10 protein-coding genes are annotated in these 12,610 nt (G+C 59.5%); 7 read left to right on the top strand and 3 right to left on the bottom strand.

Annotated features, from left to right (window positions below):
- Positions 1-361: 361 nt before the first annotated feature.
- From J1G33_RS26095 to J1G33_RS26085, 3 genes are read left to right on the top strand one after another with little or no spacing between them, the layout of a single operon-like run.
- A complete protein-coding gene (locus tag J1G33_RS26095; RefSeq protein ID WP_262416953.1) occupies positions 362-1,303 on the top strand; it encodes a TauD/TfdA family dioxygenase in 942 nt (313 codons plus the stop codon).
- Positions 1,304-1,360: 57 nt separating this feature from the next.
- The gene (locus tag J1G33_RS26090; protein WP_148853579.1) at positions 1,361-2,209 is read left to right on the top strand and encodes an EamA family transporter; all 849 of its coding nucleotides are present in this window, start codon (positions 1,361-1,363) and stop codon (positions 2,207-2,209) included.
- Complete coding sequence (locus J1G33_RS26085) at positions 2,209-3,117, top strand: LysR substrate-binding domain-containing protein (protein ID WP_223019043.1); 909 nt, start codon at positions 2,209-2,211, stop codon at positions 3,115-3,117. Before J1G33_RS26090 ends, J1G33_RS26085 begins: the two co-directional genes overlap by 1 nt.
- Positions 3,118-3,172: 55 nt before the next feature.
- Here J1G33_RS26085 and J1G33_RS26080 read toward each other — a convergent pair whose 3' ends face one another.
- The 3 genes from J1G33_RS26080 to J1G33_RS26070 all read right to left on the bottom strand — a co-directional run bounded on the left by J1G33_RS26080 (position 3,173) and on the right by J1G33_RS26070 (position 7,232).
- On the bottom strand, positions 3,173-4,690 hold the full coding sequence (locus tag J1G33_RS26080) for a glycosyltransferase family 39 protein (RefSeq protein WP_223019042.1): 1,518 nt from the start codon (positions 4,688-4,690) through the stop codon (positions 3,173-3,175).
- A 21-nt stretch (positions 4,691-4,711) separates the two neighbouring features.
- Positions 4,712-6,367 carry a lipid IV(A) 4-amino-4-deoxy-L-arabinosyltransferase gene (arnT, locus tag J1G33_RS26075; protein WP_223019041.1) on the bottom strand — a complete coding sequence of 552 codons (1,656 nt, stop codon included), beginning with the start codon at positions 6,365-6,367 and terminating at the stop codon, positions 4,712-4,714.
- A gap of 184 nt (positions 6,368-6,551) precedes the next feature.
- Positions 6,552-7,232 carry a histidine phosphatase family protein gene (locus J1G33_RS26070; RefSeq protein WP_032880405.1) on the bottom strand — a complete coding sequence of 227 codons (681 nt, stop codon included), beginning with the start codon at positions 7,230-7,232 and terminating at the stop codon, positions 6,552-6,554.
- Between the two features lie 273 nt (positions 7,233-7,505).
- Here J1G33_RS26070 and J1G33_RS26065 point away from each other — a divergent pair, with 273 nt between their 5' ends.
- The 4 genes from J1G33_RS26065 to J1G33_RS26050 form a co-directional block, all read left to right on the top strand.
- Entirely contained in the window at positions 7,506-8,174 is a 669-nt protein-coding gene (locus J1G33_RS26065; protein WP_032880406.1) for an ABC transporter ATP-binding protein, read from the top strand.
- Position 8,175: 1 nt separating this feature from the next.
- Complete coding sequence (locus tag J1G33_RS26060; protein WP_223019081.1) at positions 8,176-10,638, top strand: FtsX-like permease family protein; 2,463 nt, start codon at positions 8,176-8,178, stop codon at positions 10,636-10,638.
- On the top strand, positions 10,628-11,695 hold the full coding sequence (locus J1G33_RS26055; protein WP_223019040.1) for a lipocalin-like domain-containing protein: 1,068 nt from the start codon (positions 10,628-10,630) through the stop codon (positions 11,693-11,695). Before J1G33_RS26060 ends, J1G33_RS26055 begins: the two co-directional genes overlap by 11 nt.
- A 139-nt stretch (positions 11,696-11,834) precedes the next feature.
- Positions 11,835-12,610: hypothetical protein (locus J1G33_RS26050; RefSeq protein ID WP_223019039.1), on the top strand; the 776-nt coding region annotated here is incomplete at its 3' end.

Raw genomic sequence — 12,610 nt, 5'->3', positions numbered from 1 at the left:
GAGTGTCAGCAGCAAATATCTCCACTGACTCGGCCCCATCGGGAGCAAACCCCCTCCCACATTTTGAGGTTTTGCCTTCAAGGCCTTCATGCACTCGATGGAGCGATCCACTGTGGTTCTGGCTATCTCCAGCAAATGCCACGCGGCCAGAATCATCTTCCTGCAATTTAAAGAGAGATGGCTTGCTGGCCCTTTACAAACCATGACAAAACGCCAGCAGTGACAGCTCATATTTTGGCGTAGGAAAAATCTGTCATGACGAGCGTTGATGGCTACCCTGATGAGGTTTCGCTTTTTCAGACAAGGTTGAGCTTAGTTAAATGGAGGCTCCTACCCACCAACGTAAAGGATTGCGATGAACATGGATGTCAGTCATTTTCGTCAAGAGGCAGCCAAAGTCAGACTTTCAAAAGCCGCATTTGATGAGTTGTTGTGCGCAAAGAATATAGTCGAGTCCAGTGGCCAAAATCATCGCTTCGATACAACACCTGCCTGCATCAATCCGCTTAGCTCACCCATCCTGCATGCGGAATTAAACAATATTCGAAACATGATTGACCATGAAACTCATGTGTTGATCTTGGATGGCTTTAAAGTCGATAGCCTCGCAGTCTTCAAATCACTCATTTGGACATTTGGCTCTTTGCTGGGAAAGCCAATGGTGCAGAATCATCTCGGTCATAAGGTTATTGAAGTATACGATCGGGGCGGTAAGAGTATTGAAGAGGGTGCCAGATACCACCAAACCCGGCAGGGTGCTTACGTACACAACGATGGTGTGAGTGACCCGCTACCTATCGACTATTTGATCTTGGCGTGTGGTCAGAAAGCACTGCTGGGTGGTGAAAGCATTCTGATTAATGCGAGCGCGGTCTACGCAGAGCTGATGACGTTTCCAGATGTACTGACACAGCTGAAATGCGATTTCTTTTTTGAGAATCGAGGCATGGCCGAGGATGAGACGCTGTTTAAAGCGCCCATCTTGAGTTTTTCAGACGCAGGCATTCCTTTGATCAAGTATTTTCGTGTCTACATTGAGTCGGCTCATCTGAAGGCTGGTGTCCCGTTGACCCTCGCACAAACTCAGGCGCTGAATATACTGGATGCTGTGCTCGACCAGTCTTCAGTCCAGCATCGCATACTGCTTGAACCAGGGCAGGTATTGATTTCTGCCGACAACAAGTTCCTGCATACCCGCACGCATTTCATAGACAGGAATGTTCCCTGTGCGCAGATCAATGATGATGAGCGGCTGAGCGATCTCAATCGCTACATGCTACGGATGTGGTTACGCAAGCCATGATGCCTGGCTTGCCCTGCATAACTGATTCCTCCCTGTTTTCAGCAAAAGCCGAGCCCCATGGACAACTCCGATATCGCGATCACCCTGGTCTTGATCTCCGCCTTCATGCACGCCACTTGGAATGCCGTAGTACGCGCCGGAAGCAGTCGCTTTATGACTTTGGCAATGGTCGATGGCACCGCATTGCTGATCTGTCTGGCAGCGCTGCCGTTGGTTCATGTGCCAAGCCTTGAGGTGTGGGGCTATGTGCTGGTTTCCGTAGTGCTCAATACGATCTATCGATTGTTTCTGATCAAGGCTTACGAGACCGGCGATTTCGGTCAGGTTTACCCGGTCATGCGTGGTGTGCCGCCGGTACTGGTTGCGCTTTTTTCCTACTTCTTACTGCATGAGCAGCTGTCGTTTCAGGCGATGGCAGGTGTGCTGATGATTTGCGTGGGGATCATCAGCCTGACATTTGTGCGCAGGATGACGGCGCACATGCTCAAGCCGATCCTGATGGCGGTGTGCGCTGGAGCGTTCATTGCGTCCTATACGGTGGTGGACGCCAAAGGCGTGCGAGCCAGTGAGACGGTGCTGCAATACATCATTTATCTGACGGTATTCCAGAGCATCCCGATCCCGTTATTGGCGTTGATCAAGGCGCGTCCGGCATTCACCCAGGCCATCCGCTGCCACTGGCGGGTAGGAATGTTGGGAGGGGTGTTTTACCTGGCGTCCTACGGCCTGGTGTTGTTTGCGTTGTCCCTGGATGCGGTAGCCAAGGTGTCCGCGTTGCGGGAAACCAGTGTTATTATCGGCACCATTATTGCCGCACTGTTTTTTCATGAACGGTTTGGCTGGCGGCGAATGCTGTCGGCATTCGTCATTGTTGGCGGGATCATCCTGATCAAAGTGAGCAACTGATGGCCCAACGTCCGCCCCCGACCCCTATGCTTCAAGCCTTCGTGAGTGCCGCGCAGACCGGCAGTTTTGCGCGTGCCGCATCCGAGTTGAACCTCACCGCCAGCGCTATCAGTCATCAAATCGCAGGTCTGGAAGAGTGGTGGGGGGTGCAGTTGTTCGAGCGCCACTCACGGGGCGTCAAACTCACGCCGGCGGCGCAGGCACTGTTGCCGGTGGCCGAAGGTTTTTTCAAAGACCTGGATGCTGTGCTGCATTCGCTCAGTCCCGGTAAACCTCAACCGCTTTACCTCGCCTGTACGTCCTCTCTGTGCTCAACCTGGCTGATTCCCAGGATGCATGGTTCTCATGCTCACGCGTCGTTCAATCTGGATTTGGTGTTGACCAGCGCGGACATGAGCAGCAGCAGCTTGAGTGCGCATCAGTATGACGTCGCCGTGGTGATGGGGTACGGCGACTATCCGGACCACCATGTCGAGCTTTTGATGCGCGATGCGGTATTTCCTGTATGTTCGCCAGCGTTTGCGCGTATACACGGCGATATTGCCCTGGCGGATATCGCCCAGTACCCATTGATTCATCGGGTGGATGATCAAGTGTGTCCAGCGTGGGAGAGCTGGTTTGCCTTCCAGGGGCTCCAAGCACCGCCCTATCACCATGGCCCACGCTTTCCTGATTCCAGTTTGGCTATCAGCCTGGCGGTAAAAGGCGGGGGAATTGCGCTGGGCAGAACTGCACTGGTACATGACGCGTTGAAGGAGGGAGCCTTGGTTGCGCTGAAAGCTCCTGTGATGATGTCGCCGGCTGCCTATTACATCATTTGCCGAGAGGGTCGTCAGTCGGAGCCGGATATCGCTCGGTTGTTTGATTGGCTCAAGGCGCAGGCTGACGAGTTTGTGTGCGAAGTTTAAATGCACCCCGTAGGGGGCTCACGCCAAGCCTTTGCAAACAGCACCTCTTCGATTCTCAGCGTGGCATCGGAACAAACGCCACGCTCCCTCCCTCACGCTTCTGAAACAAACGCTCGCCATTATCCGATTGCGTAGTGACCACTCGATGATCCACGCCCAGAAACGCCAGCGGCATCGGGTCTTCCCTGGAATACTGCGCGATGATAATCGTGTGTTGCGGATCGAACCTTTGGCCGCTGGTCTTTTCCAGCCAGGCCATGAACGCGGCGCTGTCGCCCTGGCGGGGGTAGTCCTGGGTTTCGCTGACGTAGTAGAAGGGCTTGCCGTGGTTTTGCAGGTACATGGGCAGCTTGTTGTCGACCTCCACCAGCACCATTTGCCATTGGTCCCATGGTGCGTTTTTCACGGCTTGGGCTTGCACATCCTCGGCGAAGCGGGTCACGCCGCCGTTGCCGGTAGTCCAGGGGTAGATCACCCCCAGCACCAGCAAGAGCAGACCTGCGCTGATGCCGAAGTCTTTTTGCCAGCGCGGCCAGCTCGCCGGTTTTTTCTTTAGGCGTTCGCTCAGCCACCAGGCGGCGAGCAGTTGGGCAAAGGGCACCAGCGGCAGTACGTAGTAGCTGCGGCGGCTGCCGCTGGCGGTGAAGAATGCAAACAACAGGCCCAGGCCCCACACCAGCCAGCGCACGTTGGGTGGGGTGTGGCGCCAGTGCCGCACCGCCAGCCACAGGCCCAGTAGCCAGCAGGGGGCCCAGGGCAGGGTGTAGACCGGCAGGTAGATCAGGTAGGTGTAGATCGGGCCCATGTGATCGAAGGGATCGAAGAAACGCACCACGTTTTCCCTGAATACCAATGCCAGACCGCTCTCGCCATAAGAAGGCGCGCCGTAGCGGTGGGACAGTACGAAAGGAATCGCGTAAAACGCCGCGGCGATCAGCATGGCCAACAGCAGGCGCAGATTGAGGTGGCGTTTGTAGCGCTGCTGGCTGAGCAGGTGCGGCAGCAGCACCAGCCCAGGCAGCACAAAACCGATCAAGCCCTTGAACAGAGACGTCGCTGCCAGCAACAGGAAAAACACCGTGTAGCGCCCAAGCCTGGTGTCTTCCGGTCCGCGCCAATACCACCACACGGCTGCCAGCACGCCGCACACGGTCAGCACGTCGGCCGTGGCGACCCTGGCCCAGAACAGGAAGTAGAAGGTGGTGGCGAGCATCCAGCCGGCGATCAAGCCTGTGCCTTTGCGAAACAGCCGTTCGCCGATCAGGTACACCAGCCAGATACTCAGCCACGCTGCAATCACCGATGACAGACGCAACGACCACGGGCCAAGGCCGCCCATCAAGCTGGCGAAGCCGGTGATCAGCCAGTAGGAGGGCAGGGGTTTGTCGTAATACGGCGTGCCTTTGAGATACGGGTCGAAGTAATCACCGCTTTGCAGCATCTGCAAGGCGATGTTGGCCCAGCGCGTCTCCGGCCCCCATAGGTCGCGGCTGCCCAGGCCCAGCAGCAAAAGCAAGGCCGAGACGCCCAGCAGTAAAACCAGGGCGCCGCGTTCGGTTTTCCATAGGCTCATGGGCTGTTCCTGCAAAGGCGATCAAGGTTGTTGGGGGTAAATCGTCAGTACCAGGTTGCCCTTGCGATAGCGCTTGCCGCCGGGCGGCAATTGCCCTTCTTCGCGGTGCTCGCTGGTGCTGCGGACCCGCATCAGCACGCCCACCGAACCTCGCTCGCGGGCTTCGGCCAACCAGGCTTGCACGTTGTCGAGTGTGACCTTGCGGTGCGCCGCTTCTTCGTAATGCAAGCCGTAGCGCAGCTCGCCCTCGGTGCCGTAAAACGCCACCTCTGGCTCACGCAGGCGCCATGACAATGCCGATGCCAGGCCCAGTTCGTTGCTCAGCAAAGCACGGGTTTGTTGCAGTTCGTCCAGGTGCTCAAGCACGAACTGATCGGGCATTTCGTTATCCGCTATCAACTGCGGCATTCCCGCCGGCAGCAGGGCTATCAGCAAGCCAATGCCCAGCGCCGGCATCGCCCACAACGTCAGCGGGCGTACCGCTTGCAACAGGTTGGCGAGGATCCAGCCCAGCAGCACGATAAAAGCCAGGGACAGGCTGAACATCTCGGCGTGGCTGTTGCCGTACAGCGGGTCGGTGATTTGCAGGTAAATCAGCCCGACCATGGCCGCCATGCCGAGAACGAAATTGACCGCGCCGTTGATCACAATCGTACGTGCCTTGCCTTGCTTGATCAGGTCGATCAAGCCGTGGCCCATCAGCAGCGCCAGGGGCAGCAGGCAGGGCATGATGTAGGTCGGCAACTTGCCTTTGCTCAGGCTGAAAAAGCCCAGGGGCAGCAGCCACCACAGGGCGAGAAAGGCAATCGCCGGCTGGCGTTTTTCGTTCCAGGCCTTGCACAGTGTTGTCGGCAGCAATGCGGCCCACGGCAGACACGCCACGACCATGATCGGCAGGAAGAACCAGAACGGCCGCGCATGTTGCGCATTGTCGGAGGCGAAGCGGCGAATGTGTTCGTGCCAGAAGAAAAAGCGCCAGTAATCCGGTTCCCGCACATGGATCGCCAATGCCCACGGCAGGCAAACCAGTACCGCGACCATAATCGCCACCGGCCCGTAGCGCAGCAACTCACCGACGCGGCGCTGCCAGATCAGGTAAGGCACCGCGACCAATACCGGCAGCAGCCATGCCAGAAACCCCTTGGTCATGAACCCCATGCCGCACGCCAGCCCCAACAAGGCCCAGCAACCCAGACGCCCACCTAAGGTGGGGCTGTCGAGAGCAAACCACAGGGCGACCAGGCTCAGGTTGACCCACAAGGTAAATTGCGGATCAAGGTTGGAATACCCGGCTTGCCCGGCCACCAAGCCAAAGCTCATGTAGAGCAGGGCGCAGGCGAAGCTTTTACGTGGGTCGTTCCACAGGCGCCGCGCGATCAGGTAGGCCAGCAGCACACTCAACGCCGTGGCCAGGACCGAGGCAATACGCACGCCGAACAGGTTTTCGCCAAACACCGCCTGGCCCAGGGCAATCAGCCAATAGCCCGCGGCGGGCTTTTCGAAATAACGCACGCCCATAAAGTGCGGCGCTACCCAGTTGCCGCTCATCAGCATTTCCTGGCTGACCTGGGCATAACGGGTTTCATCCGGAATCCACAGGCCGTGAAAGCCCAGGGGCAGCAAGAAAAAAACGGCAAAGCCCAGGATTAACCAGAGCAGAGGGTTCAGGCGGGTCATGAGCACGTCGCTCCATGACGTTCAAACAGGTGCAAGAAGAGTATTGAATTAATCGGGCCGAGCATCGTGATGTTCACTGAATCAATGAGGGGGGGAACCTAACTAAGAGGCGCAACTGAACATGCCAGAACAGGGCTGTCGTTTTGCTGAACGTAATAGCTGCTGGATAGGTAAATAAGTGTAATTAAAGTTGTTTAAGTACTGCGGCCCATTGCTGGATTCTCAGAGTGCCCATTGCCTCAAGTTTGCCGTTGGGCAATACCTTGACGAACAGTGCACTGCCATATTCGGCCGCTGCGGCATGGGGAAAGCCCAGGCTCGTCTGGAAGTCGCTCATGCAGGCGCTGTGGGTGATCAACATCAGGTTGCGACTCGGCTGTTTATGGCTGAGGATTTCCTCCGCCATGGCATCCCCGCAAATGGCGAGCGGGCCCGGGGACAGCTCGGTCTTGCCGAACATGAACAGCGAGGTTTGGGCAGTGCGCGTGGTCGGGCTGCTCAGCACGTCGGTGGCCTCCATGCCCAATGAATCAAAGGCTTTGCCCAGTTCGGTCGCGCGTTGCGTGCCCTGGATCGTGAGGCCGCTGGCAGGGCCGAAACAAGGATTTTTCGAGCGGTCGCAGCGTTCTTCATGACGCACCAGAACCACCAGGTCGCCCTGGCGCCAACTGGCGAGCACCCCGGAGGTGACCAGGCGATTGCCGACACCCAGGTCAAGCGGGGAAGAGGGCCACAATAGAAAACCTGTGAGCAGCAGGCCGATGACGCTGATGCCCAGCACAGGCAGACGGTATTTTTTCAGGCGCTTCAACCTTGCCCATTTGGGTTTTGGATTGGCCAGGATCATGTCTGCCACGCTATTCACCCTCGGCCCTTTAGTTGTGCTTATAACCAGTGAAGTTAATGGGCGATCGCCCGTTGTGGAGCAGCAGCCTGTCACAGTGCTGCTGTCTTTTTGCTGAACATCCGCGTCGTAAAAAGTGTGAATATTAGTAACTAACAAGTTGCGAGTTATCACCGCTGGGAGCGCACTTTAAAGTGTCGAGGATGGGCAGGCGGTGAAATCCATGTGAAAAATTTGCGTGGGCATGTCCCTCAGCCGTTATTCTCGTTGGCAGTCCTTCAAATGAGCGTTCCTATGTTGCAGGTACAAGGGGTTATCAAACACTACGCCACTCCCCAAGGTCCGCTGGCCGTTCTGGCCGGTGTCGACCTGTATCTGGGGGCGCGCAGCAGTCTGGCGCTGATGGGCGAGTCGGGCAGTGGCAAAAGCACCTTGCTGCACCTGGTGGCCGGCCTGGATCGGGTCGACGGCGGCAGCATCCGCATTGGCGAGCAGCGCTTGGACCAGCTCAACGAAGGGCAACTGGCCCATTGGCGCCGTACCGAAATCGGCCTGGTGTTCCAGCAGTTCAACCTGATCGGCAGCTTGCGTGTGGAGGATAACCTGGCATTCCAGGCGCGCCTGGCGGGGCGCTTCGATCCGCATTGGCAGGCGCAGTTGGTGGAACGTCTGGGGCTGGGCGATTTGCTCAAGCGTTATCCGGAGCAACTGTCCGGCGGTCAGCAGCAGCGGGTGGCGGTAGGGAGGGCGCTGGCCTCGCGTCCGGGTTTGCTGTTGGCCGATGAGCCCACCGGCAACCTCGACGAAACCACCAGCGATGAGGTGCTGCAGTTGCTGTTGGATCTGCTGCAGGACAGCCCTACCAGCCTGTTGATGGTTACCCACAGCCCACGCCTGGCCGCACGCCTGGACCAGCAGGTGCTGCTGCACCATGGCCGTGTCGTACCGATGGACGCGCGCTGAGATGGCGGTGTTCTGCTGGGCGTTGCGTGCGTTGTTGAGCCACTGGCGCCGTCACCCGGTGCAATTTTTCAGCGTGCTGACCGGCCTGTGGCTGGCTACCGCATTATTGACGGGCGTGCAGGCGCTCAACAGCCAGGCACGGGACGGCTATGCGCGCGCCAGCCAATTGATCGGCGGCGAACCGCAGGCCAGCTTGAGCGCACCGGACGGCGCCGCCTTCCCCCAAGCGTTGTTTGCGCAATTGCGCCGCGCCGGGTGGCCGGTGTCACCGGTGGTGCAGGGGCGGGTGGTACTCAAGGGGCATGAGGAGCAGCGGCTGCAATTGATGGGCATTGAGCCGGTATCGTTACCTGGCAGCGGCAGCGTGGCCGGGCAGCGCTTGAGCCAGGCACAGATGCTGGCGTTTTTCCAGGCGCCGGGGCGTACCTGGGTTGCCGCGCAAACCTTGGAGGCGCTCGGTTTGCACGCGGGCGAACAACCGCTGACGGCCAGCGGGCAGCGCTTGCCGCCGTTGCAGGTTCAGCCGGACATGGCCCCCGGTATGCTGCTTACCGATATCGGTTTTGCCCAACCCGTGCTGAACATGCAGGGGCGGCTGTCGCGCTTGCTGCTGGACAACGCCTTCGCCGCCCGCCATCCCCAAGCGCCCGTCGGGTTGCAACTCAAGCAGGGCGAGGACAACAACCTCTCACGTCTCACCGAAAGCTTTCATCTGAACCTCGACGCCTTGGGCTTTTTGTCCTTCGTGGTCGGGTTGTTTATCGTGCACGCAGCCATCGGCCTGGCCCTGGAACAACGGCGGGGTCTGTTGCGCACTTTGCGTGCCTGCGGGGTCAGTGCGCGAATGCTGATCCTGAGCCTGGGTGTCGAACTGGGATTTCTGGCATTGCTGGGCGGTGTACTCGGGGTCGCCAGCGGTTACCTGCTGGCCAGCCTGTTGCTGCCGGACGTCGCCGCCAGCTTGCGCGGCCTGTACGGGGCCGAAGTGGCAGGTCAACTGAGCTTGAGCCCGGGGTGGTGGCTTGCAGGGCTGGGCTTGAGCCTGCTCGGCGCCTTGCTCGCAGGGGCCAGCAGCCTGTGGCGTGCGGCGCGTTTGCCGTTGCTGGCGCTGGCCAATGCACAAGCCTGGCATGAGGCCCACGGGCGCTGGTTGCGGCGCCAGGGTTGGGTGGCGGTTGCGGCGCTGCTCATTGCACTGCTGGCCCTGGAGTTGGGCAACAGCCTGGCCGCCGGATTCGTGCTGATGGCGGCCTTGCTGCTGGGCGCTGCACTGGGTTTGCCGGTGTTGCTCAATGCGCTGTTGAACGGCGTGCTGGGGCGCAGTCGTTCGGTACTGGGCCAGTGGTTCCTCGCCGACTGTCGCCAGCAACTGCCAGCCTTGAGCCTGGCACTCATGGCGCTGTTGCTGGCCCTGGCGGCCAATATTGGCGCAAGCTCCATGACCTCGGGTTTTCGCCAGACCTTCAACCACTGGCTGGAACAACGCCTGACCGCCGAGCTTTACCTCAACCCGCAAAATCCGGCTCAGGCGCAGCAACTGCACACATGGTTGGCACAGCAGCCGTTGGTGCAGGCGGTGCTGCCCAGCTGGCAGGTCGCGGTGCAGTTGCAAGGCTGGCCGGCGGAGCTGTTTGGTGTGGTCGACAACCCCACCTATCGTCAGCACTGGCCGTTGCTGGAGGCGACGAGCACACCCTGGGACCGCTTGCTGCAAGACGATAGCGTGATGCTCAGCGAGCAGTTGGCGCGGCGCTTGAACGTGCGCCTGGGCGACAGGGTTCAAGTCCCCACCCCGCAGGGCACATGGGCACCGGAAATCGTCGGAATCTATGCCGACTATGGCAACCCCAAGGGCCATCTGCTGGTCAACGCCAAGCACCTGTTGGCTCATTGGCCGACGCTGTCACCGGTGCGATTCAACCTGCGCGTGGCGCCCCAGGATGTGCAGCCGCTGGTGGGTGAAGTGCAGCGCGAGTTTGCCCTGGAAGACAGCCGTATCGTCGATCAACAACAACTCAAGGGGTGGTCCAGCCAGGTCTTCGAACGCACCTTCGCCGCCACTGCTGCGTTGAACAGTCTGACCCTGGGTGTGGCGGGCGTGGCATTGTTCATCAGCCTGCTGACCCAGAGCCAGAGTCGCCTCGGGCAACTTGCGCCGTTGTGGGCGCTGGGGGTGACACGCCGCCAACTGATGCTGCTCAACCTTGGCCAGACCTGGCTGCTGGCGGTACTGACGCTGGTCCTTGCGTTGCCGTTGGGGCTGTTGCTGGCGTGGTGCCTGGATGCGGTGATCAACGTCCAGGCGTTCGGCTGGCGCCTGCCGTTGCAGGTATTCCCCGGGCAGCTTGCACAGTTGATGGGGCTGGCGTTGCTTGCGACATTGCTAGCCTCGGCCTGGCCGCTATGGCAGCTCTACCGCAGCCGCCCGGCGGATTTGTTGAGGACCTTTGCAAATGAAGATTAAAGCGTTGGGGTGGGGGGTGTTGCTGCTGCTGTTGAGTGCCTGTGACAAGCCGCCTGCACCCGAGGAAAGCTTCGCCGGGCTGGGCAGCGATGCGGCGGAGTTTGCCCAAGTGGCCCCTGGTAAAGTCTTCAGCTTCCCCGAAGATCACGGCCCGCACCCAGGCTTTCGCATCGAATGGTGGTACGTCACCGCCAACCTCAAGGATGCCCAGGGCAATGTGTTCGGCGTGCAATGGACCTTGTTTCGCAACGCCGTGAATGCCGGGCCGATGCAGCAAGGCTGGCGCGACTCCACCATCTGGCTCGGCCACGCCGCCGTCACCAGCGCCACCCACCACTACGCCGCCGAACGCTTCGCCCGTGGTGGTGTCGGCCAGGCCGGAGCGCAAGCGTTGCCGTTCAACGCCTGGATCGACGACTGGAACTTCGCCACCCGCCCAGGCGCCACTAGCGCTCTGGCCGATATGCAACTCAAGGCCAGTGGCGGGCAATTCGCCTACGACCTGCAACTGACCTCCAGCCGCCCGTTGGTGCTGCAAGGCGACAACGGCTACAGCCGCAAATCCGACCAGGGCCAGGCGTCGTACTACTACAGCCAGCCGTTTTTCACCGCCACCGGCAGCATCAGTATCGACGGCCAGACGTACGAAGTCAGCGGCTCGGCCTGGCTCGACCGCGAATGGAGCAGCCAACCCCTGGCCGCCAGCCAGACCGGCTGGGACTGGTTCTCCCTGCACCTGGACCGGGGCGCGCAACTGATGCTCTTTCGCGTGCGAGACAAAGACGGCGGCGGGTACCTCACCGGAACCTGGATCGACGCCCAGGGCCGCACCGAGACCCTGCACAACGCAGATATTCAACTGGCGCCGCTGACCAGAACCGAGATTGACGGGCGCAGCATTCCCACGCGCTGGTCGCTGAAGATCCCCGGCAAACACCTGGACATCACCACCGAGGCGGTCAATCCGAAAGCGTGGATGAACCTGGGGATTCCCTACTGGGAAGGGCCGGTGAAGTTCGAGGGTGGGGTGGGGTATTTGGAGATGACGGGGTATTAGGGCGTCTTCCGTAGGCGCTTAACTTTTGCTGTGTAGGCAACTTCCCAAACGTATTGTTTGACACCCGCCTGCTTGTGTCCGGGCTGTAGGCGCTTGCTTATATTTCGATGCCATCTTCATGGCATTCGAGATGTAAGGCATGGCGCAGGCATACCTCAACGACCGCACCACGGACTACCTCAGTTTGAAGTCCAGGCTAATGGGTGGGGCGTTGAATCGGCAACGCTCTGATCATTTCGATGTGTTGAATCGGCACCTGCGCCATAAGCTGGTGACGCCAGGACAGTTGGTGATTATTCCTGATAATTACAGCGTAACTTGCAGTGCCGAAGAAGCCTGGTTGATGCGCTATGCCGAGGAAATTCACCGAGGACTGGCACTGGATGCGTCGGCTGGGCCAGCAGTGATCAATGACTATGACCTGCTGCAGAGCCTGTTGGGGTATGGCTCGATAGGCGTGGGGGGTGCGACATCTGCGTGGGGGCGACATCTGGATGAGGTGGTGCTTACGCTCGAGTCGATTGAACAGTTACATCAGCGGTTGAAAGGGGGTGGCTTGGACCGGGTTGAGTTTGTTCGACAACGGCAGATGCTGTTCGGGAACCTGGATAGGCAACTGCAAGGTGCAGCGCGGTTTGGGACAGGGCTGAGGGGGAATCAGTTATTGAAAAAGGTGCTTGGCGTTTCAACCAAGAGCTACCTGCATAAAGGCGAAATAGCAGGGTATGCACAGCGGATCGGGGCAGTTGCGCAGGCTTCGAAATGGCTGGGGAATGGGACTTATGTAGGGCTGGCGATGGATGTAGGCGTGGCGGGTTTGGAAATCAGGGAGGCGTGTGTGGTGGGAAGGGAGGTGCAGTGTCGGCGGGCGAAATATGTGGAGACGGGGAGGTTGGTGGGTGGGGTGGTAGGGGC

It is taken from the genome of Pseudomonas sp. P867, from assembly GCF_019891455.1.
In the GTDB taxonomy this organism is placed as follows: Bacteria; Pseudomonadota; Gammaproteobacteria; order Pseudomonadales; family Pseudomonadaceae; genus Aquipseudomonas; species Aquipseudomonas synxantha_A.
Note: the sequence above shows the minus strand (reverse complement) of the source record. Positions and strands in the feature narration are given on the sequence as shown.

What these genes read in the sequence shown, in the direction of transcription:
- J1G33_RS26095 (WP_262416953.1), top strand. Translation starts at nt 362, where the DNA reads ATGGATGTCAGTCATTTTCGTCAAGAGGCAGCCAAAGTCAGACTTTCA.
- J1G33_RS26090 (WP_148853579.1), top strand. Translation starts at nt 1,361, where the DNA reads ATGGACAACTCCGATATCGCGATCACCCTGGTCTTGATCTCCGCCTTC.
- J1G33_RS26085 (WP_223019043.1), top strand. Translation starts at nt 2,209, where the DNA reads ATGGCCCAACGTCCGCCCCCGACCCCTATGCTTCAAGCCTTCGTGAGT.
- J1G33_RS26080 (WP_223019042.1), bottom strand. Translation starts at nt 4,690, where the DNA reads ATGAGCCTATGGAAAACCGAACGCGGCGCCCTGGTTTTACTGCTGGGC.
- arnT (WP_223019041.1), bottom strand. Translation starts at nt 6,367, where the DNA reads ATGACCCGCCTGAACCCTCTGCTCTGGTTAATCCTGGGCTTTGCCGTT.
- J1G33_RS26065 (WP_032880406.1), top strand. Translation starts at nt 7,506, where the DNA reads ATGTTGCAGGTACAAGGGGTTATCAAACACTACGCCACTCCCCAAGGT.
- J1G33_RS26060 (WP_223019081.1), top strand. Translation starts at nt 8,176, where the DNA reads ATGGCGGTGTTCTGCTGGGCGTTGCGTGCGTTGTTGAGCCACTGGCGC.
- J1G33_RS26055 (WP_223019040.1), top strand. Translation starts at nt 10,628, where the DNA reads ATGAAGATTAAAGCGTTGGGGTGGGGGGTGTTGCTGCTGCTGTTGAGT.